Genomic DNA, 25,137 nt, shown 5'->3' on the forward strand with positions numbered 1-25,137 from the left:
ACAGTGTCGCTGCCGGCATGTCCGTAATATGCATCGTTTGCCCTGCCCTGCCAGCAAAAACAAGCGATTGCCGTCCTCGGTATGTAATCCGCTGTGGACTTACGCACCACGTGCGGCAACGGCGACCATTCCAAAAAGACGCGGTCGGCGCTAGATATGGGCTCAGACGGCCCGAGGCGAAGGAAGAGAACCGAATCATGGATCACACCGATATCGCCGTCATCGGCGCTGGCCTCGCAGGCGCACTCGCCGCCCTTGCTTTGTCCCGTGACGGGCGCACCGTCGCGCTCATTGCGCCGACCGCCCCGCATGACCGTCGCACGACGGCCCTGATGGACGAGGCGATCGGCTTTCTGAGGAGGCTCGACCTCGGAGAAGAGGTCAGCGCGCTCGGCGCGCCGCTGGCCACGTTGCGCATCATCGACGGGACGAACCGCCTTCTGCGCGCGCCGGTTGTTACCTTCCGGGCGGCTGAAATCGGCCTCGACGCCTTCGGCTACAATCTCCCGAACGCACCGTTCCTCGATGTGCTGAACCGCCGCATCGAGAGCGCACCATCCATCACTCGCATCGACTCAAGACTGGAACGTCTCGAGGAGACCGCAACTGGCTGCACTCTGACGATGGCCGACGGCCGTTCGCTGACGGCGTCGTTGGTGATCGGCGCGGACGGAAGACGCTCGCTCGTTCGCGAGGCGCGCCGTATCGAGACGCGCAACTGGAGCTATCCGCAGACGGCGGTCGTGCTGAATTTCGCCCATGAGCGTCCGCATGAAAACATCTCGACGGAGTTTCACACACGTCAGGGTCCGTTCACGCAGGTTCCGCTTCCCGGCAACCGCTCCAGCCTCGTCTGGGTGATGACGCCCGATGCCGCAGCGGAAGTGTTGATGCGGGAGAGGGCCGCACTGTCGAGCGCGGTGGAGCAGCGGATGCAGTCCATGCTTGGCAAGGTCACGGTCGACACCGAACCTCAAGCCTTCCCGCTCTCCGGCATGGCCGCCACACGCTTCGGCAAGGGCCGCGTGATCCTCGTGGGCGAGGCCGCCCATGCCTTCCCGCCCATTGGCGCACAGGGCCTGAACCTCAGTCTTCGCGACGTCATGACGCTGGTCGCCATGCTCGCCGAGCTGCCGGTCATCCCGGCGGATCTTGGCGACCGCTACGATCGGCGCAGGCGCGCCGATATTCTCAGTCGTACCGTCAGCGTGGACCTGCTCAACCGCTCTTTGCTCACCGGCTTTCTGCCGGTACAGATGCTGCGGACAGGCGGGCTGCAGGCGCTGTCATCGGCTGGCGCCCTGCGCAGCCTCGTCATGCAGGAAGGCCTGCGGCCGGGCAGCGCGATCCGGTCCATGCTGGGGGACTTACGGGAAAAGATCGGCCGGCACTCCGCCTGATCCGATCAGATAGAGAAGACCCGTGACGCTGAGCATGGACAGCGCTGTCGTGATGAGGATGGTCGCGGAGGCCCGCTCCTGCCAGACGCCGTATTGCTCGGCAATGACGAACACGTTCGTCGCCGTCGGCAGCGCCGCGAGCAGTACGGCCGCCTGCACCCAGATCGGCTCGAAATTCCCGGCAGCGCTCAGCACGAGGTACATGACGGCCGGGTGCAGCAGCAGCTTGGCTGGAACGATATAGGTCAGCTCCACCGGTGCCCGCTTCAATGGCCGAAGCCCGAGCGTCACGCCCATCGCAAACAGCGCACAAGGCGCGGCTGTGGGCGCCAGCGCCTCGATCAGCCGGCGGATCGCGAGTGGCGGCTGCACCTGAAACGCGGCCGCGGCGACCCCGATTGTCGTCGCGAGAATGAAGGGATGCAGCAGGATCTTTCGCAGGACGGACAGAGCGAGCCTCGCCGGATTCTGCTTCTCGCTTCCCGCAATCGCCATCAGCGCTGGCGCCATGATGAAGTGCGCGACGTTCTCGACGGAGAAGATCAGTGCGACCGGCACGGCCGCGCGGTCCCCGAGTGCAAGCAGCGCAAGCCCCGGCCCCATATAGCCGATATTGCCATAGGCGGCCGCCAGCCCCTGCACCGTCGCTTCCGCGAGAGGCGCACGGCGAAACCAGAGGGCCACCACGAAGATGAGAGTGAAGACGGAATAGGTCGCGGCGACATCGGCGAGGATAAAATCGAACCGGGTCAGTTCGTGTATCGGCGTGCGGGAAATGAGGGTGAAGAACAGCGACGGCAGCGCGAGATAGAGAATGTAGACGTTGAGCCAGCTCATGCCTTCGAGGCCGGGCCTCGCCGGACCCGCTCCGTCTCGTCGGCCCAACAGGTGCGCCGCTCCATAACCGAGAAGGATGAGGCCGAAGAACGGTGCCACGAGGCTGAAAATATTGGTCATGTCGTGATCCCGCAGGCGGCGCCCGTCTGTTCAACCAATCTGCATCAGAACCGGAAAGGTCTGCTGGAACCAGATGGATACCGTGCTGACGAGACCGAACAGGAAGGCGAGACCCGCCACGACGAGCAGGCCGCCCATGATCTTTTCCACCAGCCCGAGATGGCGGCGGAAGCGCGACAGGAACCCCATGAACGCCCCGGAAAAGGCGGCTGCGATCCAGAAGGGGATGGCAAGGCCGAGCGAGTAGACCGCAAGAAGGACGGCGCCCTCCGACACCGTATCGCGCGCTGCCGCGACGCCGAGGATCGTGCCCAGCACGGGGCCGATGCAGGGCGTCCAGCCGAAGCCGAAGGCAAGGCCCATGATATAGGCACCTGACAGCGTCGCCGGCTTCCCCCCGCCCTGAAAGCGCGCCTCGCGTCCGAGCAGGCCTACGCGCAGCACGCCGAGGAAATGCAGCCCCATGATGATGACCACGATGCCGCCGATGCGCGAAAAGAGGTCCATATGCTGCCGCAGAAGAAGACCGACCGACGAGGCGCCGATGCCAAGCGCGATGAAGACGGTGGAAAAGCCGAGCGTGAACAGAAGCGCCGACGGCAGAACGGCCCGCCGCGTCGCAACCGCAGCCGTGCCGTTTGTCACCCGGAACTGATCCACGGAGACGCCCGCCATATAACAGAGATAAGGCGGCACGAGAGGCAGCACGCAAGGAGACAGGAATGACAACGCCCCCGCAAGCACGGCGGTCCAGATCGAGATATCGGCTATCGACAAAACCAGTTCCTCAGAGACGATTGCGGGCGGGCAGGACAGCGCCGCACGGCTGGTGACGGTGTTACCGCGCGAGCGCGTCGCCAGCAATGGTTCCAGACGCCGCATGCCGGAGACGTGACGCGCGTCGAGGACGAACCCGCCATCGAACATCATCCGGCTTGCGCACGTCCTGAAGGCATGCCGATCCTCCCTGTATCCCGCGCCATGGGTTGCCCGTCGCCGCGAAATCGGGGATCCTCGGATTTATGGGTTGACCGCAACCGCGCGCCTATGCATATCTCCGCCAACTTTCGCCGGCCGCCTTGGTGATCGGCGCGGGAGCGCGTAGCTCAGTTGGTAGAGCAACGGACTTTTAATCTGTAGGTCCAGGGTTCGAATCCCTGCGCGCTCACCACTCTCCCCTTCGGACAGCCAGTTCTACATCATACCCACCGGAGTTCCGTGCCAGGAACATTCTGTCACAGACGTCGTTTCCGAAAAACCTGAAGACACGGGAGGCGGCAGCATGATCGAGTTCAAGAAGGTGCCGATGACGGGCGGCGAGAACGGGGATTTCCGGCCTACCGAAGACGAAGAATCTCCCGCGGTTCGGTCCTTGCGGCAGGACAAGGCTTCCGGCAAGGGCGACGATGCATTGGAGGAAGGGTTCGAAGACACGTTCCCGGCCAGCGACCCGGTCTCCGTAACGGAGACGGCGATCCCCGGGGGATACTCTCCGTCATCGAAGACCTAGTCACCCGAATCTGAAGTTCGGCTCATTGTTTTTTGGCAGAATCGCTTGACGGAGGCGAGGATTTGGTCGGCGGATTTCACCCATTTGTATGGCTTGGGATTTTCGTTGTGTGTTGCGATAAACACGTCGATGTCGGCTTCCAGTTCGGCGGTGGAACGATGGACACCGCGTTGCAACTGCTTGCGCGTCAGCTCTGCAAACCACCGCTCGACTTGATTGATCCAGGAGGCTGACGTTGGCGTGAAGTGAACATGCCAATGCGGGCGGCGTGCGAGCCAGGCCTTGATCCTCGGCGTCTTGTGGGTCGCATAGTTGTCCATCACCAAATGCACGTCCGGCCCCTTGGGCATCTCGGCGTCAATCCGCTTCAAGAAGTCGAGAAATTCGGTCGCCCGGTGACGTTTGTAGCACTGGCCGATTACCGCGCCAGTCGCAACGTCGAGCGCGGCGAACAGGGATGTCGTGCCGTTGCGGACATAGGTATGGGTGCGCCGCTCGGCGATGCCCGGCGCCATGGGCAGAACCGGCTGCTCGCGATCCAGTGCCTGGATTTGCGATTTCTCATCCACGCATAGCACGACTGCCCGGTCCGGTGGCGACATGTAAAGGCCGACTATGTCTTGCACCTTATCAACGAACAGCGGATCGGAAGAGAGCTTGAATGTCTCCGAACGGTGCGGCTGCAAACCAAACGCAGTCCATATCCGACGGATGGTGGTGTGCGACAGCCCGCGGTCGGCTGCCATCGAACGGATAGACCAGTGTGTGGCATCCCTGGGGGTGGTGTTCAATGTCCGTTCGACCACCTCAGCTACCTGCGCGTCAGAGACGGTTCGTGGCCGACCTGCGCGATATTCGTCGGTCAGTCCGTCAATGCCATCCTGCACGAACCGGCGGCGCCACTTGCCAACCGTGTGCTCGTGGACGCCAAGGCGTTCGGCAACATCTTTGCTCTGCAGGCCCTGTGCGCACAACAAAACTATCCGGCATCGATCCGACAACGAGCGCGGCGTCTTGTGCCGACGCACATGAGATTCAAGAAAATTTCTATCCTCGTCGCTCAGAGCGACAAGGTCCGCTTGCCTGCCGACCATCAATCACACTCCTGCCGTTGCTAAAGAAGCGTAATAAAATGATACTTACTTTAGTTCCACGTGACTAGACGATCGTAGATCCTGGGAAACGAGCCATCTCACGTCGTGTTATCCGAAGCGGAACGAAAACGCGTATTCCTGGTTGAAGCGGCAGTAAGCGGGCTGAAATAGGAGATCGCGATGCTGAAAGCGTTAAAACAACAGCCGCGAAGAGGCACAGATCATAACGACTACAGTGCTTTTATGATTCGCGAGCTTCTCGTTTGGCTGGTGGGTGTTCCCGTCCCGATCGCAATGGTCATCGGCATGTTTGTTCTCTAACAACGTGGGCTTTATCGGACGGTATCATAACGCCCGGTATCATACCGACACGGCAAGCATGGCGAACGTCAGGCCTGATATGGCGCACAGAGCGGCTATGACGACGATCAATTCCTTCATCATGAACTTGTACATGGCGCACGATCCTTCATTTGCGCCGATGTAAGATCGAAAAAATGTCACGCAAGCATTCCAAGCGCAACATTTCGTGATTTCCGCATGGCCTTCGCGCGCCTGCCCATTCGGTGGACAGCTTGCGGACAGTTTCTCCCGGCACAATGATATCACTGCGCAGGCGTCCGGCTCACCGGGCTCAAAGCGTGCATGAGATCAATGTTTTGAAGCGAATCCGGCGATGCCCAGCGCCGCGCGATCGCCTTCAATCGACCAATCGGACGCTGCCATGATGAGACCCACTTCCCTCCCCCTCGGCGTCATACTGATAGCCTCGCTCGTCGCGACGGTCCTGACCATCGTTCTCGTTCCGCACCGGGGCACCGCGGCGCCCCGGGCGAACATTGAGTCCATTCAGCGCCTTTAGGCTCCGAAACAAGACGAGAGTTGGGTTAGCCTACTGACAATCTGAGACGACGATCTTGCAGTTCGGGCAATCCTTCGTCGCCATCGTCTCAGCCGCCTTCTGGGTCGAGCCGTAGCCAATGCCGTAATTGACGCGATCGCCGGCATAGGCGCCGCATTGTTCGAACCACACGGCAACCTTGCAGTCATCATTTCCGGCAGACTTGCACTCTTGGACGGCGTTGCGTTCTGCTTCCTTGCGGGAGCTTCCCCAGCCCATTCCATAGCCGGCTTCGTCGGCGGCCATGCCCTGTTCATCGTTGACGGCGATCGCGCCGAAGGCGAAGGCTGAACTGACAGGGCCGGCGAGAAGGATGGTCGTTGCAAAGGCAATACGAAGTAAGGTCTTCATGAAATCTCCCCCGAGATCGAATGTCCCGATTGTCATCGGGCGTCCCTGCCGGAATGGCGAGGGCACGGGAAAGATTGCTACAGGAGGTAATGAGACTCGACAATATAGGCGTGATAGCCGGCGGCTTTTTAATATCGAGCATAGCTAATGCGCATGGTGAACGACGCGCGATCGCGTCCCATGCAGCCTATGCGAGCGGTCGATTGGTGGAGAACGGTATGCAGGTTACCTAAAGACATCATCGTCACAACCAAGGAGATGACGATGGCAGAATGCAAGGACAGCAACGGCGACAAGTGGGAGATTTACGCATCCAGTGGTTGGCGTTGGCGCCGCACGGCCAGCAACGGCGTTATCGTCGGCGCATCGACAGAAAGCTACGTCAATAAGTCGGATTGCGTGGCGAACGCCCAGCGCCATGGCATGACATGCACGCCGGTCTGATCTTCACGGTCTGTCGCGGTTGCGTCCACTGAGACCAAGACGGTCGGCGCGCCAGCGCCGGCTGTTGCCCTATCTCCCGGCGAACGGATCGGCGAGAGCCGCGTCCGGCCGGCTGATCGGATATTTCGTACCGGACACTTTCGCCGCCATCCCCTTTGCGCCCGTCTGTTTCAGGAGCGTGCGGAAAACCGGATGCATACCGCCATCGACATAGGCGCTCATGGAGGTGGCGATCGGTACCGGCCCGCCGATGAGAGCATCGATCGCGCGGCTCTCTTCTGCGATCTTGGCAAGTGCCTGCGGCTCGATGCCGGGCGTGGCTTCCGGGCATGGCGCCAGCGGATCCGCCGGCTCGCCATTCAGGAACGTCTTGTCGAACACATAGCGTCCGCCGCAGGCAGACACCTTCGGCTGCCGGCGGGTGATGGCGAAGGCATCATAGCCTTCCTTGAGCACCCGCCAGAAGGCAAGATTGACATCGCCTCGATGTGCCGCCATGTTCTCGGCCGTCATACGGAAAGGAAAGGCCTGCACCTGAAAGCTCGCCTGCCCGCCTTCGAGCGCCCGCGCGACGATCGCGTAGATTTCGCCGATGCCCTGATCGGTCATTGCGTAGCAGCCGGACGACGAGCAGGCGCCATGCACCATCAGCGCCTCACCCGTATAGCCGAGTGCGCTTTCCAGCCGGTTGGGATAGCCAAGGTTGAACGATACGTAGAACTGGGAGTTCGGGTTCAGCATCCCCTTGGTAACATGGTAAAAACCTTCCGGGGCATGCCGGTCGCCCGATTTCCGCTTCGGCCCGAGATCTCCCGACCAGCGGCAGATCGGGTAGGTTTTCAATAGGGCGTACTTGCCACTGCGATCGACCTTCCAGATCTCCAGTTCGCTTTCCTGCTTGAAGATGCGCACGAGCACCGGGCTCTCCGCCTTCATGCCCTTGCGCGTCATCTCCGCGACCATCTTCGACGACAGCTTCGGCGGCGCTTCCGTCATATCGAGCGCCATGCAGCCGCTGAGCGCTATGCCGAGCGCGGCGATAGCGGCAGTCCGGAGGCAGGCCTTGCGAAGGGCATTCAGGCGAGGAAATGCTGGCATGCGGCCTCTATCGATCACAATCGCGACGAAGTTGTGTCGCAGCGGCGCGTGAAGCGCACCGCTAACACACTTGCCTTACATGGTTAATCTTTCCTGAACCCCGCCTACCAGAGCACGCGCGCCAAAAAAGCCCTCGGCGGGCCTACACAATGCTGCAGCGCACCCTAACCTCTTCGCATGAGCGATATGATCACATGGCTGGACCAATCCCTACGCTGGGTGCCCGCATGGGCCGTCAGCGTCATTCTTCTCGCGCTGCTGTTCGGCGTCGGCATCTTCGTCCACAGGATCCTCTTTGAGATCGCGACGCGGATTGCGGCGAAGTACGATCTGTTCTGGCGGTCGCTGGTGGCGCGCTCGGAGCGCCCGACCCGGCTGGTGGCCATCATGGTCGCCCTCTCCTTCGGCGTCTCTATCGCGCCGCTGACCTCCAATCAGGCGGACAACCTGCATCACATCCTGCTGCTCGGCTTCATCCTTGTCTTCGCCTGGATTGCCAAGGTCACGCTGCACATCTGGACGACGGTCTATCTGCGCCGCTTCAAGCTCGATGCGGAAGACAATCTCCTCGCCCGCAAGCACGTCACACAATCGCGAATCATGGAGCGCATCGCCGGCTTCGTCATCATCATCTTCGGCGTTGCCGCCTGCCTGATGACATTTCCGGCCGTGCAGCAATACGGGGTCAGCCTTCTCGCCTCCGCGGGCGTTGCCGGTATCGTTCTCGGCCTCGCCCTCCAGCCGGTTCTCAAGAACCTCTTCGCCGGCATTCAGCTCGCCATCACCCAACCCATCCGTTTGGACGATGCACTGCTGATCGAAGGCGAATGGGGGAATGTGGAGGAGATCACCGCGACATATGTCGTCGTCAAGATCTGGGACTGGCGCCGTCTCGTCCTGCCGCTCAGCTACTTCATCGAAAAGCCGTTCCAGAACTGGACACGCGAGACCGCTGCCCTGATCGGGACCGTGATGGTCTATCTCGACTACAGCGTACCCGTCGATGCCATCAGAAAGGAGGCCGAGAAGATCGCCGCGGCGTCTCCGCTCTGGGATGGGCAGGTGATCAATATCGCGGTGACGGACCTCAAGCCGGAGACGGTTGAGATCCGCATTCTCTGCTCGGCATCCAATGCCGCGCGCGCCTTCGACCTGCGTTGCGAGATGCGCGAGAAGATCATCGGCTTCATTGCGCAGACTTATCCCACCGCCCTTCCGCACCTGCGCGCGGAACTGAAGACGGCAGAGACCGTCGGCAATGTCGCGGTCACGACACCGTGGCGCGCGCAGGTATGAGACGGCGAATTATTGTCCTGCGAGCGTTCCCACCGGAAGATCGTAGGCCATCTTTCCCGCGCGCTCGAAGGTCAAGGTGAGCGGGATCGTGTCGCCCTGGCGAAACGGCTCGGCGACGTCCATGAACATCAGGTGCAGGCCGCCGCCGGCAAGCGTCACAGTCTGTCCGGCCGGAACGGGGATGCCATCGAGCTTGCGCATCCGCATCACGTCGTTTTCCATCGTCATCTCATGCAGTTCGACACGACCGGCCACGGGGCTCTCGACGGCGACAAGCCTGTCGTCTGCCGGCCCCGCATTGACGATCGTCAGCCCGCCGCCCCCGACCTTCGCGCCCGGCGGCATCGGCTTGGCCGTTCCGTCGGAAAGCGTCAGCGCGCCGGCGACGACCTGCCCGCCGCTCGTGGCGGTTTCGGCAGACGCGGCCGGCGTGGCGCCCCCCAAGGGCAGCGCCGTCGCCAGAGCGGCTATGATGATGGTCTTCAGCGATGGCATGTCGTCGTCTCCATGCGCGTCCGCGCGATAGCAGTGGATCCGCCCGCATTGCTATCGCGAGCTCGTGATAAAGCAAAGTCGAAACAGGCATGCGGGCGCTTCGGTCATATCTTTCGCACCATGCCAGCGGCGACGAAAATCTTGGTCGTTGCGACATTTTCTGCTTGCCAAGGGCGCCCTATCCTTCTTATCTGAACCCGATCTTGTTGGGAGAATCCAGCCTCGAGCTGGTGCCGAAGGAGCAACCGCCCCGGAAACTCTCAGGCCCACGAACCAGCAGGATGCCGGCAGGACTCTGGAGAGAAGCATTTCGCTCGCCGAAGGGATAACAATCTCAGGCACAGGAACAGAGGGGGCTCAATCGACGTCACGAATCCGTGTGCGTTGACACGAGCCGGCGCGCATGGCGCCAACCTGGAGACCGGATTTGGACGATCACACAGCCTTGAACGACGCCCCGCTGAAGCAGACGCCGTTGCACGCCCTGCATCTCTCGCTTGGCGCCCGCATGGTGCCCTTCGCCGGATACGACATGCCGGTTCAGTATCCCGCCGGTGTCCTGAAGGAACATCTTCACACCCGCGCCGCCGCCGGCCTGTTCGACGTGTCCCATATGGGTCAGGTGGAACTGCGTGCGACCTCCGGCACGCTGGAGGACGCGGCTCTTGCACTGGAAGGCCTGGTGCCCGTCGATGTGCTCGGCATCGCCGAAGGCCGCCAGCGCTATGCCCTCTTCACGGACGATACTGGCGGTATCCTCGATGACCTGATGATTGCTCGGCTCCCCGGCCGGTTTATGATCGTGGTCAACGCGGCCTGCAAGGATGCAGACTTCGCACATCTGAAAGCCCATCTCGGCGACCGCTTCGAACTCACCCTGCTCGAAGATCGTGCGCTCCTGGCGTTGCAGGGTCCCCGCGCGGAAGACGTTCTGGCCGAACTCTGGGCCGATGTCGCCGCCATGCGCTTCATGGATGTGGCGGAAGCGCTGATCCATGATGTTCCCTGCATCGTATCCCGCTCTGGCTACACCGGGGAGGACGGCTTCGAGATCTCCATTCCGGCCGACAAGGCCGAGGATGTCGCCCGCCGCCTGCTCGATCATCCCGACGTTCTGCCGATCGGCCTCGGTGCGCGCGACAGTCTGCGGCTGGAAGCCGGTCTCTGCCTCTACGGCAACGACATCGATACGACGACCTGCCCCATTGAGGCGGCGCTCGAATGGGCCATCCAGAAATCCCGCCGCACGGGCGGCACCCGCAGCGGTGGCTTTCCGGGCGCCGGCGCCATTCTGGACGCGCAGACGAACGGAACGGCGATCCGCCGCGTTGGCCTGAAGCCGGACGGCAAGGCGCCGGTCCGTGGTGGCGCTACCCTCTATTCCGACGCGACCGGTACAACCGAAATCGGCACGGTCACTTCGGGCAGCTTCGGCCCGAGCGTCGGCCATCCTGTGGCCATGGGCTATGTCGATACCCCTCTCGCGACGCCCGGCACCACCGTTTTTGCGGAACTGCGCGGCAAGTATCTGCCGATGACCGTTTCCGCCCTTCCTTTCATCACCCCCACCTACAAGCGCTGATCAGGAGCCGATCCCATGCTGAAATTCACCGACGAACATGAGTGGCTGCAGATCGACGGCGACATCGCCACGGTCGGCATCACCCAGCACGCCGCCGACCAGCTCGGCGACCTCGTTTTCGTGGAACTGCCCGAAACCGGCACGGCGCTCACCAAGGGCGAGAGCGCGGCGACCGTCGAATCCGTCAAGGCTGCTTCCGACGTCTATTGTCCGCTCGACGGCGAGATTGTGGAGACGAACCCGGCCATCGTCGAGGACCCGGCCCTCGTCAATGGCGACCCGCAGGGCGCCGGCTGGTTCTTCAAGCTGAAACTTTCGGACCCCTCCGCCGCCAATGCGCTGCTGGACGAGGACGCCTACAAGGAGCTGATCGCCTGATGACGACGCCTGTGACAACGCCGGCCGATTTCACCTTTACGGATTATCAGCCCTACGATTTTGCCAACCGCCGCCATATCGGCCCCTCGCCATCCGAAATGGATGCGATGCTGAAGGTGATCGGCTACCCCACGCTGGACGCCCTGATCGACGACACCGTTCCCGCGTCCATCCGCCAGAAAGTGCCGCTCGCTTGGGGTGCGGCGCTGACCGAACGTGAAGCGCTTGATACGCTGCGCGAGACGGCGAACATGAACAAGCCGCTCGTGTCGCTGATCGGCCAAGGCTACTACGGCACGATCACGCCGCCGGTCGTCCAGCGCAATATTCTGGAAAACCCTGCCTGGTACACGGCCTATACGCCCTACCAGCCGGAGATCAGCCAGGGGCGCCTCGAAGCACTGTTGAACTACCAGACCATGGTCTGCGACCTCACGGGCCTCGACGTCGCCAATTCCTCGCTGCTGGATGAAGCCACGGCTGCCGCCGAAGCCATGGCGATGGCGGAGCGTGTCTCCAAGTCCAAGCAGAAGACCTTCTTCGTGGACGAGAACTGCCATCCACAGACAATCGCGCTTCTGAAGACGCGCGCCGAGCCGCTCGGCTGGACGATCCTCGTCGGCAATCCGTTCGAGGATATGCAGTCGGCCGACGTCTTCGGCGCGATCTTCCAATATCCCGGCACCTACGGCCATGTCAGCGATTTCACGGGGCTGATCTCGCGTCTGCACCAGACCGGTGCGATTGCCGTCGTCGCTGCCGATCCGATGGCGCTGGCGCTGTTGAAGTCGCCCGGCGAAATGGGTGCGGACATCGCCATCGGCTCGACGCAGCGTTTCGGCGTTCCCGTCGGCTATGGCGGCCCGCACGCGGCCTACATGGCCGTCAAGGACACGCATAAGCGCTCCATGCCCGGCCGCCTCGTCGGCGTTTCGGTCGACAGCCGCGGCAATCGCGCCTATCGCCTGTCGCTCCAGACCCGCGAACAGCATATCCGCCGCGAAAAGGCCACGTCCAACATCTGCACGGCGCAGGTGCTGCTGGCCGTCATGGCGTCGATGTATGCCGTGTTTCACGGGCCGGAAGGCATCAAAGCCATCGCGCAGAGCATCCATCAGAAAACGGTTCGGCTTGCAAAGGGGCTTGAGGCTCTCGGTTACGCCGTCGAGCCGGAAACCTTCTTCGACACGGTGACCGTCGAGGTCGGCAAGCTGCAGTCCGTCATCATGAAGGCGGCCGTGGCGGACGGTGTCAACCTGCGCAAGATCGGCGAGACCCGCATCGGCATCAGCCTCGACGAGCGCTCGCGCCCGATCACACTCGAATCCGTCTGGCGCGCCTTCGGCGGCGATTTCCAAGTGGCGCAGTTCGAGCCGGACTACCGCCTGCCTTCGGCGCTGCTGCGCCGCAGCGCCTACCTCACCCATCCGATTTTTCACATGAACCGCGCGGAAAGCGAGATGACCCGCTATATCCGCCGGCTGTCGGATCGGGACCTCGCGCTCGACCGGGCCATGATTCCGCTCGGTTCGTGCACGATGAAGCTCAATGCGACAGCTGAAATGCTGCCGATCACCTGGCCGGAATTCGCCGAGATTCATCCTTTCGTCCCCGCCGATCAGGCGCTCGGCTACAAGGCGATGATCGACGATCTTTCCGAAAAGCTGTGCGCCGTCACCGGCTACGACGCGATTTCGATGCAGCCGAACTCGGGCGCGCAGGGGGAATATGCCGGCCTCCTGACGATCCGCGCCTACCACCTCGCCAACAACGAGGGGCACCGCGATATCTGCCTGATCCCGACCTCGGCGCATGGCACCAATCCAGCATCCGCCCAGATGGTCGGCATGAAGGTGGTGGTGGTCAAGGTCAGCGCCAATGGCGATATCGACATGGATGATTTCCGTGCGAAAGCCGAGCAGTATGCCGACACGCTCTCCTGCTGCATGATCACCTATCCCTCGACGCATGGCGTGTTCGAGGAAAGCGTGCGCGAGGTCTGCGAGATCGTTCACAAGCATGGCGGCCAGGTCTATCTCGACGGGGCCAACATGAACGCCATGGTCGGCCTGTCCCGCCCGGGCGATATCGGCTCCGATGTCAGCCACCTCAACCTGCACAAGACCTTCTGCATCCCGCATGGCGGCGGCGGTCCGGGCATGGGGCCGATCGGCGTCAAGGCGCATCTCGCGCCATACCTGCCCCGTGATCCCTCGAACCCCGAGAGCGCCGGCACGGGCGCGGTCTCGGCCGCGCCTTTCGGCTCGGCCTCGATCCTGCCGATCTCGTGGAGCTACTGCCTGATGATGGGCGGGGAAGGCCTGACGCAGGCGACCAAGGTCGCCATCCTCAACGCCAACTACATCGCCGCCCGCCTGAAGGGCGCGTATGACGTCCTCTACAAGTCGGAAAAGGGGCGTGTGGCGCATGAGTGCATCATCGATACGCGCCCGCTGGCCGAAAGCGCCGGCGTGACCGTGGACGATGTCGCAAAGCGGCTGATCGACTGCGGTTTCCACGCCCCGACCATGAGCTGGCCCGTTGCCGGCACGCTGATGGTCGAGCCGACCGAGTCGGAAACCAAAGCTGAGATCGATCGCTTCTGCGATGCGATGCTGGCCATCCGCGAGGAAGCCCGCGCCATTGAGGAAGGCCGTCTCGACCGGACCAACAACCCGCTGAAGAACGCCCCGCACACGGTGGAAGACCTTGTCGGAGACTGGGACCGCCCTTACTCCCGCGAACAGGCCTGCTTCCCGCCCGGCGCCTTCCGGGTCGACAAATACTGGTCGCCGGTCAACCGCGTCGACAACGTCTATGGCGACCGAAACCTCGTCTGCACCTGCCCGCCGCTCGAGGATTACGCCGAAGCCGCAGAGTAAGCATGAAGAAAGGCCCGCTCTCCGGAGCGGGCCTTTCGCGTTGAGCAGTCGGAGACCGATCGTCGGTTTTTCGTCCCGTCACGCAGCCGGCAGGCTGACGATAAAGCAAGCGCCTTCGCGGTAGTCGGGGTCGAGCACGATCGTGCCCCCATGGCTTTCCGCGATGCGCCTAGCGAGCGATAGGCCGACGCCGGTGCCTGGGAAGATGCTTTCATCCCGGTGGAGCCGCTGGAAGATGTCGAAGATCCTGTCGGCATGTTGCGGATCGATGCCAACGCCATTGTCTGAAAAGGCGATCTGTGCAAACCGCCCGTCTCGCCATCCCGTAATCGTCAGTTCCGGCGCCACACCCGTCCGGCGGTACTTTATGGCGTTGCCGATGATGTTCTGAAAGAGGCGCTTCAGGAGCTCCGAATCCCCGATCACATCGGGAAGAACCTCGATCGTCATCTGCGCGTCACTCTCGACGATATCGTTCTGGAGATTGCCGAGCGCATCCTCGACCACATCGCGCAAGCCTACACGCTGGGGGTTCGAAATCCGGTCCGCGATCCGCGCGTAGTCGAGCAAACTGTCGACCAATTGTATCAGGCGTCGCGATTTATTCCGCAGCTGCGTTGCGTAAACTGGCACGTCTTCCAGTTTGCCCGTCGCAATGTCGTCGGCGATCATCTCCGCGAACATGGAAATCTGCCGCATCGGTGCCTTCAGGTCGTGCGAGACGCTGCTGGTGAATTGCCCTAGCGCCTCGTTCTTCCGCTGCAGCTCCGAACGCTGCTCGGCAATGCGCATCTGCTGGCGCTTCATCTCGGTGATATCGCGGCCCACCGTGACATATTCGACAAGGCGCCGACCGTCGAAGACCGCCAGGTTCGACCACAGCATCCAGATCTCCACGCCATTCGCGGACACGCGGCACTGCTCCTTCGCCGTGGCCGGCTCTTCCGGCGTCAGGCCGCGAAATATATCCACCAGCGGATCGTCCTCGACGAAGAAATCGAGGCAGCTTCGGCCGATGATTGCGTCCGCAGACAAGCCGATGCAGGCGGCGAAACGCTGGTTGACGAAGGTATAGACAAGGTCGGGCGACAGGCGGGTGATGAAGTCGGGTATCGTTTCGACCAGCGTCGCATAGTCCTGCCGCTGCCGATCCAGCTCTTGTTCGACACGCTTCAGGTCGGTCACATCGACCCGGATGGCAACGGTATTGCCGTCGGCGGTCAGCGTATTCTCGGCTCTCAGCCATCGCCCGTTGTTGTAAGGGAAGATCTGCGGCATCCCATCCGCTCTTCGGAACAGCTCGATCTGAGGCCGGATCCAGGCTTCGGCCTCGGCCGATCCCAGCGCCATCCCCTCTTCCGACAGCAGTTGCAGCGCGAAATCGGCCGCTGACATGCCAATCTGCAACCGCGCTCCGACACGGCCGAACAGCTGGCGATAGGCCCTATTGCAAAGGATCAGCCGTTCGTCCTTGTCGTAGATCGCTATGCCCTCTGCGATCACGTCGAGGGCCATATCCACGGTGCGGATCGACGGTACCTCGTCCGTGGTGTCGCGCAGATGTTCGGCACGAATGATCCGGATGGATATTCCCGACACATCGCCAGCGGGAACCGCGATTGTGCGTGTCATGCCGATAAAGCGCGTGCCGTCTGCGCGTTTGTAAAGAACGGAGGCGTCATGCGCACTGCGCGCGCTATCCGGAAAGGCTTCATCGAGCAGCGGCGAGAAAGGTCGGCCGACCATCAGGCGCGCGTCGAACCCGAATAAGCTGGCCGCGGCCGCATTTGCCGAAAGGATCGCGCCTTCCGGCGCCGTCACGATAACGGCGTCGGGATGTTCGTTATACAGAGTCTCAAGGATCGTCCGGTCCAGATTGGGCAAGTCAGCGCCTCTGCCACTTCGGTGCGTATCGATAATACCATCTGGACAAACGGTCCGGCCGCTTGCTGCCAGATAAAAATAAAGTCGCCGACAGCCCTGAAAGGCTCCAATGCGCTATCGGCGCCGCGAAAGGGGATGGACCCGGCGTCGGCCGGATCGCCGCGGTTGCCCGTCAGCCGACCCGCACCACTGCATCGCCCTTGGCGGCAAGGGCTGCGAGATCCGCAGGCTTCAGTTCGACCGATTCACCGCAACCACAGGCCGATGTTTGGTTGGGGTTGTTGAAGGTGAAGCCCGACCGCATCTTGGTCACTTCGAAATCCATACGCGTGCCGAGCAGATAGAGCACGGCCTCCGGTGCGACCCACACACGGGCGCCCGCATGCTCGATCAGGTCGTCCTTGGCATTCGGTTCGCTCACGAGATCGACGGCATATTCCATGCCGGCGCATCCGCCCTTCTTGATGGAGAGCCGGATGCCCTTCGTGTCGCCACCCGCGTTATCGACGATGGCGTTGACGCGCTGTGCCGCCGCGTCGGACAGGCTCATGACCGCAAAACCCATGGAAACTCTCCTTGCAACAACCGGGTTCAAGGCCCGGTGCTTCGCGTTCGAATGTAAGACCCTATCGCCCAGTGATCAATACCAGCCGACGGCGACTTGCGCTTCCTCGGACATCCGGTCCGGGGTCCATGGCGGATCGAAGGTCATGGACACCTCGACCCCGGAAACGCCTTCGACAGTGCCAACCGCATTCTCGACCCAGCCCGGCATTTCGCCGGCCACCGGGCAGCCGGGCGCCGTGAGTGTCATGGCAATCTTCACCATGCGATCGTCCTCGATATCGATCTTGTAGATCAGGCCGAGCTCGTAGATGTCCGCCGGGATTTCCGGGTCGTAAACGGTCTTCAGCGCGGAGATCACGTCGTCCGACAGCCGCGCCAGCTCTTCCGGCGGGATAGCCGACTGGACAATGCCGTTACGGGCATCCGTCGTTTCGCCTGTGGCGTCGGCCGGGGTCTCTAGAGTCATGCTCGTATCCTCACGCAAAGAATTTCCGCGCCTGTTCCAGCGCAGCGACCAGCACGTCGACTTCGGCGCGCGTGTTGTAAAGCCCGAACGAGGCCCGGCAGGTGGACGTCACGCCGAACCTCTTGAGAAGCGGCATGGCGCAGTGTGTGCCGGCCCGCACCGCAACGCCTGCCCGGTCGATGACCGTGGAAATATCATGGGCATGGACGCCTTCGATCTCGAAGGAAAAGATACCGCCCTTGCCCGGCGCCTGCCCGATCACCCGCAACGCGTTGACGGCCTGCAGGCGCTCGGCCGCATAGGTGGCAAGATCCGCCTCGTGCCGCGCGATTTTGTCGCGGCCGATCCCGTCCATATAATCGAGCGCAACACCGAGCCCGATCGCCTGAACGATCGGCGGCGTTCCCGCCTCGAAACGATGCGGCGGCTCGTTGTAGCTGATCGCGTCCTCGCTGACGTCGATGATCATCTCGCCGCCGCCCATGAAGGGGCGCATTTCGGCCAGCCGTTCCTTCTTGCCGTAAAGCACACCGATACCCGAGGGACCGTAGAGCTTGTGACCGGTCATGACATACCAGTCGCAATCGATGTCCTGCACATCGACCGGCATGTGCACCGCCGCCTGGCTGCCATCGACCAGAACGGGAATGCCACGCTCATGCGCGATGCGGCAAATTTCCTTGACGTCGACGATCGTGCCGAGCGCGTTCGACATATGCGTGATCGCGACGAGCTTCGTCTTCGGCGTCAGGCATTTGACGAAATCGTCGATGTGGAACACGCCCTGATCGTCCACCGGCGCCCAGACGAGCTTGGCGCCCTGCCGCTCGCGGATAAAGTGCCAGGGCACGATATTGGAATGGTGCTCCATGATCGAGATCAGGATCTCGTCATCCGCGTCGAGCTTCGGCATGCCCCAGCCATAGGCGACCGTGTTGATCGCCTCGGTCGAGGATTTGGTAAACACGATGTCATCGACGGAGGGCGCGTTCAGGAACCGCCGCACCTTCTCGCGCGACAGCTCGTAGGCGTCCGTCGCGGCATTCGACAGGAAATGCAGGCCGCGATGGACATTGGCATATTCGTTGGCATAGGCATGGCTGATCGCGTCAATGACGACCTGCGGCTTCTGGGCCGAGGCGCCATTGTCAAGATAGACGAGCGGCTTGCCATAAACGGTCCGCGACAGGATCGGGAAATCCTGCCGTATCCGCTCGACGTCATATGCCTGTGTTGAGACCGTCTGGTCCATGATGCCCTGCTTTCTGCCTTGTCCGAGCGCGTACCTGATCTGATCAGGCGTGTCGCGCCAGCCATTCGGAGATGATGAACTCCAGTGGCTCGATCAGCGTTTCACTCTCCAGTTCCTCGACGATCTCGTCCACGAAGGCGTTGACCAGCATGGCGCGCGCCCGGTTCTCCGGAATGCCGCGAGCCTGGAGATAGTAGAGATGCGTCGGGTTCAGGTCGATCACGGTCGCGCCGTGGCCGCACTGGACGTCGTCGGCGAAGATTTCCAGCTCCGGCTTTGCGGAGAAATCCGCATCGTCCGACAGGAGCAGCGTGTTGCACGCCATCTTCGCATCCGTCTTCTGCGCATCCTGCGCCACACGGATCTGTCCCTGGAACACGCCGCGCGCCCGGTCGAAGAGCACATTGCGGATGATCTCGGTCGAGGTTGTGTTGGCAACGTCATGGCCGAGCGTGAACGTTACGTCCGTCAGGGTGTCGCCGCCCATCAGGTTGATGCCGCGCAGCTTGAAGTCCGAACCTTCGCCCGTCACCACGCCATGCACTTCCTGACGCACCAGCTTGCCACCGGCATTGATGACGAACAGGCGGAACGAGGCGTTTTCGCCCAGCTCGAAATTGAGCTGGCCGAGATGCGTATCGTCATCGCCCTGCTGCTGCAGCAGGATCCACGTCACCTCGGCGCCCGCCTCGATGATGAGATCGGAGACGGACGAGACGAGGCTCTGCCGACCATCGACCGACAGATGCCGCTCGATCACGGTCGCCTTGGAACCGGGGCCGAACGTCACCGGAAAGCGGCTGTGGCTCTGCCCGGCGCTCTGGACGATCTGAAGTTCCAGCGGCTGCAAGAGGACTGTGTCTTCCGGAATTTCGATCTCGAAACCATCGCGAACGAAGGTGCCGTTGATACGACCGATGGCGTCTTCAGCATTCCGCTCGACCAGATCGCCGGCAGCCGTGCCATCGAGCAGGCTCTCGCCGTACCGTTTGACGACGACGCCCTGCGGCGCATCTCCGGCGTCCGCCCGGCCGTTAAGGACCGTGAGCACAGACGAGCCGACAGCCAGGGGTGCGACGGCTTCCGCAAAGGCAGCGCCGTCGAATGCGGGAACATTGCGCAGCAATGCGCGCAGATCGGTATAGTGCCAGGCTTCCAGCCGCCGCGTCGGCAGTCCGGCATCCTTCAGGTCGGACAAGAGCAGGTCGCGTGCCGAGAGAACGGCGCCGTCGCCGGGCAGGTCGCTCAGCTGATGGTTATACGCTTCCAGCAGCGCCGTTTCGGCAGCTGTCCGCGTGATCGTGTTTTGAATGTTCATGAGCAAACGCTCCTTCAAGCCGCCGCGCCGATGATATCGGCATAGCCGTTGGCTTCCAGATCAAGCGCCAGCGACTTGTCGCCGGTCTTGATCACCTGCCCCTTGTAGAGGACGTGGACCGTATCCGGCACGATGTATTCCAGCAGGCGCTGGTAGTGGGTGATGACGATCACGGCCCGATCGGGCGAACGAAGAGCGTTGACGCCATCCGACACGATCTTCAGGGCATCGATATCAAGGCCCGAATCGGTTTCGTCGAGAATGCAGAGGTTCGGCGCGAGCAGCGCCATCTGCAAGATCTCGGCGCGCTTCTTCTCACCGCCGGAGAAGCCGACATTGAGCGGCCGCTTCAGCATATCCGGGTTGATCTTCAGCTCGGCTGCGGCTTCCTTGACCCGACGGATAAAGTCAGGGGTCTTCAGCTCATCCTCGCCGCGATACTTCCGCTGCTCGTTCATCGCCACCTTCAGGAACTGCATGGTGGCAACGCCCGGAATTTCGACCGGGTACTGGAAGGCAAGAAAGATACCTTTCGCCGCCCGCTCCGACGCGTCCAGCTCGAGAATGCTTTCACCATTGTAGAGAATGTCACCCTCGGTGACCTCATAGTCTTCGCGGCCCGAGAGAATATACGACAGCGTCGATTTCCCGGAACCGTTCGGCCCCATGATCGCTGCGACTTCGCCAGCCTTCACGGTCAGGTTCAATCCGCGAATGATCTCGGTACCATCCTCGGCGATCCGGGCATGGAGGTTTCTGATTTCAAGCATTGGTTCACTCTTTCGTACAACGGTACCGACCTGTCGTGCAGAGGGTCAGTCGTTCGGTTCCATTCATGTTCGCAGCGATGGAGGCCGGCCCTCATACGGGCCAGCCAGATCGTAGCTGCCGGACGTCAGGACAATCAGCCCACAGACCCTTCCAGCGAAATCCCGATCAGCTTCTGCGCTTCGACCGCGAATTCCATTGGCAGTTCCTGGATGACCTCCTTGACGAAGCCGTTGACGATCAGGGCGATCGCGGCTTCTTCCGGGATGCCGCGCTGAAGGCAGTAGAACAGCTGGTCCTCGGAGATCTTGGAGGTCGTCGCCTCGTGCTCGAACTGGGCCGTCGAGTTCTTCGCCTCGATGTAGGGTACGGTGTGCGCGCCGCAGCGATCGCCGATCAGCAGCGAATCGCACTGGGTGAAGTTGCGCGCGTTCGTTGCCTTGCGGTGGGCAGAAACCTGACCGCGATAGGTGTTTTGGCTGACACCCGCGGCGATGCCCTTGGAGATGATGCGGCTCGAGGTGTTCTTGCCGAGATGGATCATCTTCGTGCCACTGTCGATCTGCTGATGGCCGTTCGACACCGCGATCGAATAGAACTCGCCGCGGCTGTCGTCGCCGCGCAGAATGCAGGAGGGGTACTTCCACGTGATCGCAGAGCCGGTTTCCACCTGCGTCCACGAAATCTTCGACCGGTCGCCGCGGCAATCGCCGCGCTTGGTGACGAAGTTGTAGATGCCGCCCTTGCCGTCCTTGTCGCCCGGATACCAGTTCTGCACCGTCGAATACTTGATTTCGGCATCGTCGAGCGCCACGAGTTCGACCACCGCCGCATGAAGCTGGTTCTCGTCGCGCTGGGGTGCCGTGCAGCCCTCGAGGTAGGAGACGTAGGCGCCCTCTTCCGCGATGATCAGCGTGCGTTCGAACTGACCGGTGCCCTTCTCGTTGATACGGAAATAGGTGGACAGTTCCATCGGGCAGCGAACGCCCTTGGGAACGAACACGAAGGAGCCATCTGTGAAGACGGCCGAATTCAGTGTCGCATAGTAATTGTCGGTCGTCGGCACCACGGTGCCGAGATATTTCTTCACGAGATCGGGATGCTCGCGGATGGCTTCCGAAATCGACATGAAAATCACGCCGGCCTTCTTCAGCTCTTCCTTGAAGGTCGTGACGACAGAGACCGAATCGAACACGGCATCGACCGCGATCTTCGAGGTCTTCACACCAGCCAGCAATTCCTGCTCGCGCAGGGGAATGCCGAGCTTCTCATAGATCTTGAGAATTTCCGGATCGACATCATCGATGGAGGTCGGGCCGGGCGTGCTCTTCGGCGCGGCATAGTAGGAGATCGCGTTGAAATCGATCTTCGGATAGTTGACGCGCGCCCAGTCCGGCTCGGTCAGCGTGAGCCAGCGGCGATAAGCCTCCAGACGCCATTCGAGCATCCAGTCGGGCTCGTCCTTCTTCGCGGAAATGAACCGGATGATCTCTTCGGACAGACCGTTCGGGGCCTTGTCCATCTCGATCATCGATTCAAAACCATACTTGTACTGGTCAACGTCGATCAGCTTCACCTGATCGATTGTTTCCTGCACGGCAGCCATGTCATTCTCCCGTCTTGCCGGATGTCAAGGATCCGGCCCTCTGTGAGGCACGATTGTGTCGTGCCGTCTATGTAATGGGCCGAGCGGGCAGTTTCACCCTTTTTCGGCCGCGGAAACGCAGCTTTCACACGCTTTCTTCACGCCGCCGCAATATGCAGCCGACGCCGCCCAGCGATCCGGGCGAAAATGTCGATGACACGGTCGATCTCCTCGACCGTCGTCGTGGGTCCCATCGAGATACGCAATGCCCCAAGCGACGGATCTTGCCCCATCGCCATCAGCACGTGGCTCTGCCCCACCTTGCCCGAGGAGCAGGCCGATCCGGCAGAGAGGGCAACCCCCTCCAGATCGAACGCGATCTGTCCCGTCTCCGCCTTCAGGCCGGGTAGACTGAAAAAGGTCGTATTCCCGACCCGCAGGGCATCCGCGCCATGAATCAGAACATCCGGCGCAGCTTCCCGCATGCCGGCTTCTAGCCTGTCGCGCAAGGTCGTCACCTGCGACGGATAAACATCGAGCGCATCCTTTACCGCACGTGCAGCCGCTCCGAAACCGGCAAGGGCTGCCGGATTTTCGGTGCCGGAACGATGTCCCTTTTCCTGTCCGCCGCCGTGGATGAGCGGGCGGGGCATCAGCACTTCGCCGCGCGCGACGAGGGCGCCAGCGCCTTTGGGCCCGCCGATCTTGTGCGAGGCGAGGATCAGAAAATCCGCACCGAGCGCCGATACCGATACCGGCATGCGCCCGACCGCCTGAACGGCATCCACGACCAGCAAGCCGCCCGCAGCCTTCACCCGCTCGGAAACCTCAGCGACCGGCTGAAGGACACCCGTCTCATTGTTGACGAGCATCACCGCAACCATCGGAATGCCCTCTTCCCGCGGATGCGCCGCCAGCGCGCCGTCGAGCGCATCGAGATCGATCGTGCCTGCCTGTGTTACCGGCAATTCCTCGACCCGATCTCTCGGAAAACGCCCACCCTCGCGCACGGCGGGATGCTCGATGGCGGATACATAAAGCCGCCCGATACTGAGCGGTGTCCGGCCCATGTGGAAATCCGGGGTCAGCACCATATTGGCAGCTTCCGTCGCACCACTGGTAAAGGTGACGCAGGCGGCATCGGCATCGCAGAGCGCCGCCACATCGCGGCGTGCAGCCTCGATCACCGTCTTCAACCGCCGGCCTTCCGCGTGAACGGAGGAACCATTGCCCGTCAGGTCGAACGCGGACAGGAACGCGTCACGCGCGGCAGCCGAGATCGGCGCCGTCGCATTCCAGTCCATGTAGATCCGTGCCATGGCCATATCGACCGTCCGTATCCTCTCCCTCACGCATGATGCGTCAGGTGATCTGTTCTTGCCAAAAGCGCCTGCCGGCCCATCTAAACCGGAGCAGGCACCGCATTTTCCTTGAAGTTTTCGCGTCGCTTGCCGTAAGAGACGACACCTGCACGCACGCCGTGCCAAGTTTTGAATGGTTCTAAACTGGTTTTAGAAAAGCTGAGTGCTTTCGTCAAGACTGCTCGGCCGTCTTATCCGCTTATCGGAACCATGCTCACGCCGGAGACCCAATGCCCGAAGTCATTTTCAACGGACCCGCTGGCCGACTGGAAGGCCGCTATCAGCCTTCCAAGCAGAAGAATGCCCCGATTGCGATCGTTCTGCACCCCCATCCCCAGTTCGGCGGGACGATGAACAACCAGATCGTCTACCAGCTCTTCTATATGTTCCAGAAGCGCGGCTTTACCACGCTACGATTCAACTTCCGCTCCATCGGCCGCAGCCAGGGCGAGTTCGATCACGGCGCCGGCGAACTGTCCGATGCCGCATCCGCGCTCGACTGGGTGCAGAGCATGCATCCCGACAGCAAGAGCTGCTGGGTTGCAGGCTATTCTTTCGGCTCGTGGATCGGCATGCAGCTTCTGATGCGCCGCCCCGAAATCGAAGGCTTCATCTCGGTCGCTCCGCAGCCAAACACCTACGACTTCTCGTTCCTGGCACCCTGCCCGTCCTCCGGCCTGATCATCAACGGCGATGTCGACAAGGTCGCGCCGGAAAAGGACGTCAACACGCTGGTCGAGAAGCTGAAGACCCAGAAGGGCATCCTGATCACGCACCGCACCATCCCCGGCGCCAACCACTTCTTCAACGGGCAGGTGGATACGCTGATGGCCGAGTGCGAAGACTACCTCGATCGCCGCCTGAACGGCGAACTGACGCCGGAGCCGGCGGCGAAGCGTATTCGATAAGGACGATGGCGAACGTCGTTATCGATACGAATGTGCTGACAAGTGCCTGTATCGGTAGCGGCGCCTCGTCAAAGATCGTCGAGTTCTGCCTGCTGAAGAAAATAACACCTGTTCTTTCGGCTTCGCTCTTTCTCGAATACCGTGACGTGTTGTCCCGAGCGACAATTTTTCGCAGAGCGCGTCTGGATGGCCCGGAGCGCGATCTGCTTCTACGTGCCTTCGTTTCGACATGCAGATGGCAAGACGTATACTTTAACTGGCGTCCTAACCTCGTTGATGAGGCCGATAATCATGTTTTCGAATTGGCGGTGGCAGCAAACGGCGCTACAGTCATAACGAACAATGTCCGCGATTTCCGGTCTATGCATCTTAAGTTCCCGGATATCCTTATCGAGACGCCTCAGTCCGTGCTGCAAAGGATGATGCCATGAACGCGATCGTCATTCCGGTATCCTCCGAAACGGCCGAGAAAGTTGCGCGCATAGCAGATGAACGTGGCGTTACCGTCGAGGCGCTGATGTCGGATGTGGCGATCCATATGGCCAAGCAGTTCGAAACTTACGAGCTCTACCGTGAGCAGGCCGAACGCGGACGCCATGAAGTCGATCAAGCTCTGGGGCTTCTCAAGCGCCCCTGATAG

24 protein-coding genes, 1 tRNA gene, 1 pseudogene and 2 riboswitches are annotated in these 25,137 nt (G+C 61.7%); of the genes and pseudogenes, 12 read left to right on the forward strand and 14 right to left on the reverse strand.

The window, feature by feature from the left end:
• Positions 1-197 precede the first annotated feature (197 nt).
• On the forward strand, positions 198-1,400 hold the full coding sequence (locus GA0004734_RS11485) for a UbiH/UbiF family hydroxylase (protein ID WP_092933808.1): 1,203 nt from the start codon (positions 198-200) through the stop codon (positions 1,398-1,400).
• Here GA0004734_RS11485 and GA0004734_RS11490 read toward each other — a convergent pair.
• Both GA0004734_RS11490 and GA0004734_RS11495 read right to left on the reverse strand, forming a co-directional pair.
• Positions 1,368-2,357, reverse strand: a complete 990-nt coding sequence (locus GA0004734_RS11490) for an AEC family transporter (RefSeq protein WP_092933810.1) — start codon at positions 2,355-2,357, stop codon at positions 1,368-1,370. The two genes, GA0004734_RS11485 and GA0004734_RS11490, sit on opposite strands and share 33 nt — an antisense overlap.
• 30 nt (positions 2,358-2,387) lie before the next feature.
• Complete coding sequence (locus GA0004734_RS11495) at positions 2,388-3,134, reverse strand: cytochrome c biogenesis CcdA family protein (protein WP_092936222.1); 747 nt, start codon at positions 3,132-3,134, stop codon at positions 2,388-2,390.
• A gap of 318 nt (positions 3,135-3,452) precedes the next feature.
• Here GA0004734_RS11495 and GA0004734_RS11500 point away from each other — a divergent pair.
• Both GA0004734_RS11500 and GA0004734_RS11505 read left to right on the forward strand, forming a co-directional pair.
• Positions 3,453-3,528, forward strand: a tRNA-Lys gene (locus GA0004734_RS11500).
• 111 nt (positions 3,529-3,639) lie between these two features.
• On the forward strand, positions 3,640-3,867 hold the full coding sequence (locus tag GA0004734_RS11505) for a hypothetical protein (RefSeq protein WP_348626088.1): 228 nt from the start codon (positions 3,640-3,642) through the stop codon (positions 3,865-3,867).
• Here GA0004734_RS11505 and GA0004734_RS11510 read toward each other — a convergent pair.
• Positions 3,864-4,961 carry an IS630 family transposase gene (locus GA0004734_RS11510; protein ID WP_092933812.1) on the reverse strand — a complete coding sequence of 366 codons (1,098 nt, stop codon included), beginning with the start codon at positions 4,959-4,961 and terminating at the stop codon, positions 3,864-3,866. The genes GA0004734_RS11505 and GA0004734_RS11510 overlap by 4 nt on opposite strands.
• 180 nt (positions 4,962-5,141) lie before the next feature.
• Between GA0004734_RS11510 and GA0004734_RS25965 the strand changes: the two genes are divergently transcribed.
• Positions 5,142-5,282 carry a hypothetical protein gene (locus GA0004734_RS25965; RefSeq protein WP_175386320.1) on the forward strand — a complete coding sequence of 47 codons (141 nt, stop codon included), beginning with the start codon at positions 5,142-5,144 and terminating at the stop codon, positions 5,280-5,282.
• A 571-nt stretch (positions 5,283-5,853) separates the two neighbouring features.
• Here the strand turns inward: GA0004734_RS25965 and GA0004734_RS11515 are convergent.
• On the reverse strand, positions 5,854-6,213 hold the full coding sequence (locus GA0004734_RS11515; protein ID WP_092933816.1) for a DUF4189 domain-containing protein: 360 nt from the start codon (positions 6,211-6,213) through the stop codon (positions 5,854-5,856).
• 264 nt (positions 6,214-6,477) lie between these two features.
• Between GA0004734_RS11515 and GA0004734_RS11520 the strand changes: the two genes are divergently transcribed.
• Positions 6,478-6,657, forward strand: coding sequence for a DUF1508 domain-containing protein (locus GA0004734_RS11520; protein WP_092933818.1), 180 nt, complete (start codon positions 6,478-6,480; stop codon positions 6,655-6,657).
• A gap of 69 nt (positions 6,658-6,726) precedes the next feature.
• On the opposite strand, the gene GA0004734_RS11525 is transcribed toward GA0004734_RS11520, so the two are convergent.
• Positions 6,727-7,755, reverse strand: a complete 1,029-nt coding sequence (locus GA0004734_RS11525; protein WP_092933820.1) for a L,D-transpeptidase family protein — start codon at positions 7,753-7,755, stop codon at positions 6,727-6,729.
• Positions 7,756-7,932: 177 nt separating this feature from the next.
• Between GA0004734_RS11525 and GA0004734_RS11530 the strand changes: the two genes are divergently transcribed.
• Positions 7,933-9,051 carry a mechanosensitive ion channel family protein gene (locus tag GA0004734_RS11530; protein ID WP_092933822.1) on the forward strand — a complete coding sequence of 373 codons (1,119 nt, stop codon included), beginning with the start codon at positions 7,933-7,935 and terminating at the stop codon, positions 9,049-9,051.
• A 9-nt stretch (positions 9,052-9,060) separates the two neighbouring features.
• Here the strand turns inward: GA0004734_RS11530 and GA0004734_RS11535 are convergent.
• Positions 9,061-9,432 (reverse strand): annotated as a pseudogene (locus GA0004734_RS11535) (copper chaperone PCu(A)C); the annotation flags it as partial.
• A gap of 311 nt (positions 9,433-9,743) precedes the next feature.
• Positions 9,744-9,828, forward strand: a riboswitch (glycine riboswitch).
• Between the two features lie 3 nt (positions 9,829-9,831).
• A riboswitch (glycine riboswitch) is annotated at positions 9,832-9,906 on the forward strand.
• An 85-nt stretch (positions 9,907-9,991) separates the two neighbouring features.
• On the opposite strand from GA0004734_RS11535, the gene gcvT reads away from it, so the two are divergent.
• Genes gcvT through gcvP form a run of 3 tightly spaced genes read left to right on the forward strand, consistent with a single transcriptional unit; the run spans position 9,992 to position 14,388 of the window.
• Positions 9,992-11,128, forward strand: coding sequence for a glycine cleavage system aminomethyltransferase GcvT (gcvT, locus tag GA0004734_RS11540; RefSeq protein WP_245292508.1), 1,137 nt, complete (start codon positions 9,992-9,994; stop codon positions 11,126-11,128).
• Between the two features lie 15 nt (positions 11,129-11,143).
• Positions 11,144-11,506 carry a glycine cleavage system protein GcvH gene (gene gcvH, locus GA0004734_RS11545; RefSeq protein ID WP_092933828.1) on the forward strand — a complete coding sequence of 121 codons (363 nt, stop codon included), beginning with the start codon at positions 11,144-11,146 and terminating at the stop codon, positions 11,504-11,506.
• A gap of 11 nt (positions 11,507-11,517) precedes the next feature.
• Positions 11,518-14,388, forward strand: a complete 2,871-nt coding sequence (gene gcvP, locus GA0004734_RS11550) for an aminomethyl-transferring glycine dehydrogenase (RefSeq protein WP_092936226.1) — start codon at positions 11,518-11,520, stop codon at positions 14,386-14,388.
• Positions 14,389-14,466: 78 nt separating this feature from the next.
• Here gcvP and GA0004734_RS11555 read toward each other — a convergent pair whose 3' ends face one another.
• The 8 genes from GA0004734_RS11555 to GA0004734_RS11590 form a co-directional block, all read right to left on the reverse strand.
• A complete protein-coding gene (locus tag GA0004734_RS11555) occupies positions 14,467-16,272 on the reverse strand; it encodes a sensor histidine kinase (protein ID WP_092933830.1) in 1,806 nt (601 codons plus the stop codon).
• 172 nt (positions 16,273-16,444) lie between these two features.
• Positions 16,445-16,837, reverse strand: coding sequence for a Fe-S cluster assembly scaffold SufA (sufA, locus tag GA0004734_RS11560; protein WP_092933832.1), 393 nt, complete (start codon positions 16,835-16,837; stop codon positions 16,445-16,447).
• Between the two features lie 75 nt (positions 16,838-16,912).
• Positions 16,913-17,305 (reverse strand): SUF system Fe-S cluster assembly protein, encoded by a 393-nt coding sequence (locus GA0004734_RS11565; protein ID WP_092933834.1) that lies wholly within the window; start codon positions 17,303-17,305, stop codon positions 16,913-16,915.
• Positions 17,306-17,315: 10 nt separating this feature from the next.
• Positions 17,316-18,557, reverse strand: a complete 1,242-nt coding sequence (locus GA0004734_RS11570; RefSeq protein WP_092933836.1) for a cysteine desulfurase — start codon at positions 18,555-18,557, stop codon at positions 17,316-17,318.
• 43 nt (positions 18,558-18,600) lie between these two features.
• Positions 18,601-19,875 (reverse strand): Fe-S cluster assembly protein SufD, encoded by a 1,275-nt coding sequence (sufD, locus tag GA0004734_RS11575; protein ID WP_092933838.1) that lies wholly within the window; start codon positions 19,873-19,875, stop codon positions 18,601-18,603.
• Between the two features lie 14 nt (positions 19,876-19,889).
• Positions 19,890-20,645 carry a Fe-S cluster assembly ATPase SufC gene (sufC, locus tag GA0004734_RS11580; RefSeq protein WP_092933840.1) on the reverse strand — a complete coding sequence of 252 codons (756 nt, stop codon included), beginning with the start codon at positions 20,643-20,645 and terminating at the stop codon, positions 19,890-19,892.
• 134 nt (positions 20,646-20,779) lie between these two features.
• Positions 20,780-22,249 (reverse strand): Fe-S cluster assembly protein SufB, encoded by a 1,470-nt coding sequence (gene sufB / locus GA0004734_RS11585; protein ID WP_062593059.1) that lies wholly within the window; start codon positions 22,247-22,249, stop codon positions 20,780-20,782.
• 137 nt (positions 22,250-22,386) lie between these two features.
• Positions 22,387-23,553 carry a cysteine desulfurase family protein gene (locus GA0004734_RS11590; RefSeq protein ID WP_092933842.1) on the reverse strand — a complete coding sequence of 389 codons (1,167 nt, stop codon included), beginning with the start codon at positions 23,551-23,553 and terminating at the stop codon, positions 22,387-22,389.
• 266 nt (positions 23,554-23,819) lie between these two features.
• On the opposite strand from GA0004734_RS11590, the gene GA0004734_RS11595 reads away from it, so the two are divergent.
• The 3 genes from GA0004734_RS11595 to GA0004734_RS11605 are packed head-to-tail and all read left to right on the forward strand — an operon-like array spanning position 23,820 to position 25,134.
• Entirely contained in the window at positions 23,820-24,497 is a 678-nt protein-coding gene (locus GA0004734_RS11595) for an alpha/beta hydrolase (RefSeq protein WP_092933844.1), read from the forward strand.
• 5 nt (positions 24,498-24,502) lie between these two features.
• Entirely contained in the window at positions 24,503-24,928 is a 426-nt protein-coding gene (locus tag GA0004734_RS11600) for a putative toxin-antitoxin system toxin component, PIN family (protein ID WP_092933846.1), read from the forward strand.
• Positions 24,925-25,134 carry a hypothetical protein gene (locus GA0004734_RS11605; RefSeq protein ID WP_092933848.1) on the forward strand — a complete coding sequence of 70 codons (210 nt, stop codon included), beginning with the start codon at positions 24,925-24,927 and terminating at the stop codon, positions 25,132-25,134. Before GA0004734_RS11600 ends, GA0004734_RS11605 begins: the two co-directional genes overlap by 4 nt.
• The last annotated feature ends 3 nt before the right edge of the window (positions 25,135-25,137 follow it).

Source organism: Rhizobium sp. 9140 (genome assembly GCF_900067135.1).
Lineage (GTDB): Bacteria > Pseudomonadota > Alphaproteobacteria > Rhizobiales > Rhizobiaceae > Ferranicluibacter.

Bases quoted from the DNA above. Each gene is read 5' to 3' on its own strand.
- GA0004734_RS11485 (WP_092933808.1), top strand. From the start codon at position 198: ATGGATCACACCGATATCGCCGTCATCGGCGCTGGCCTCGCAGGCGCA.
- GA0004734_RS11490 (WP_092933810.1), bottom strand. From the start codon at position 2,357: ATGACCAATATTTTCAGCCTCGTGGCACCGTTCTTCGGCCTCATCCTT.
- GA0004734_RS11505 (WP_348626088.1), top strand. From the start codon at position 3,640: ATGATCGAGTTCAAGAAGGTGCCGATGACGGGCGGCGAGAACGGGGAT.
- GA0004734_RS11510 (WP_092933812.1), bottom strand. From the start codon at position 4,961: ATGGTCGGCAGGCAAGCGGACCTTGTCGCTCTGAGCGACGAGGATAGA.
- GA0004734_RS25965 (WP_175386320.1), top strand. From the start codon at position 5,142: ATGCTGAAAGCGTTAAAACAACAGCCGCGAAGAGGCACAGATCATAAC.
- GA0004734_RS11515 (WP_092933816.1), bottom strand. From the start codon at position 6,213: ATGAAGACCTTACTTCGTATTGCCTTTGCAACGACCATCCTTCTCGCC.
- GA0004734_RS11520 (WP_092933818.1), top strand. From the start codon at position 6,478: ATGGCAGAATGCAAGGACAGCAACGGCGACAAGTGGGAGATTTACGCA.
- GA0004734_RS11525 (WP_092933820.1), bottom strand. From the start codon at position 7,755: ATGCCAGCATTTCCTCGCCTGAATGCCCTTCGCAAGGCCTGCCTCCGG.
- GA0004734_RS11530 (WP_092933822.1), top strand. From the start codon at position 7,933: ATGAGCGATATGATCACATGGCTGGACCAATCCCTACGCTGGGTGCCC.
- gcvH (WP_092933828.1), top strand. From the start codon at position 11,144: ATGCTGAAATTCACCGACGAACATGAGTGGCTGCAGATCGACGGCGAC.
- sufA (WP_092933832.1), bottom strand. From the start codon at position 16,837: ATGGGTTTTGCGGTCATGAGCCTGTCCGACGCGGCGGCACAGCGCGTC.
- GA0004734_RS11565 (WP_092933834.1), bottom strand. From the start codon at position 17,305: ATGACTCTAGAGACCCCGGCCGACGCCACAGGCGAAACGACGGATGCC.
- GA0004734_RS11570 (WP_092933836.1), bottom strand. From the start codon at position 18,557: ATGGACCAGACGGTCTCAACACAGGCATATGACGTCGAGCGGATACGG.
- sufD (WP_092933838.1), bottom strand. From the start codon at position 19,875: ATGAACATTCAAAACACGATCACGCGGACAGCTGCCGAAACGGCGCTG.
- sufC (WP_092933840.1), bottom strand. From the start codon at position 20,645: ATGCTTGAAATCAGAAACCTCCATGCCCGGATCGCCGAGGATGGTACC.
- sufB (WP_062593059.1), bottom strand. From the start codon at position 22,249: ATGGCTGCCGTGCAGGAAACAATCGATCAGGTGAAGCTGATCGACGTT.
- GA0004734_RS11590 (WP_092933842.1), bottom strand. From the start codon at position 23,553: ATGGCCATGGCACGGATCTACATGGACTGGAATGCGACGGCGCCGATC.
- GA0004734_RS11595 (WP_092933844.1), top strand. From the start codon at position 23,820: ATGCCCGAAGTCATTTTCAACGGACCCGCTGGCCGACTGGAAGGCCGC.
- GA0004734_RS11600 (WP_092933846.1), top strand. From the start codon at position 24,503: ATGGCGAACGTCGTTATCGATACGAATGTGCTGACAAGTGCCTGTATC.
- GA0004734_RS11605 (WP_092933848.1), top strand. From the start codon at position 24,925: ATGAACGCGATCGTCATTCCGGTATCCTCCGAAACGGCCGAGAAAGTT.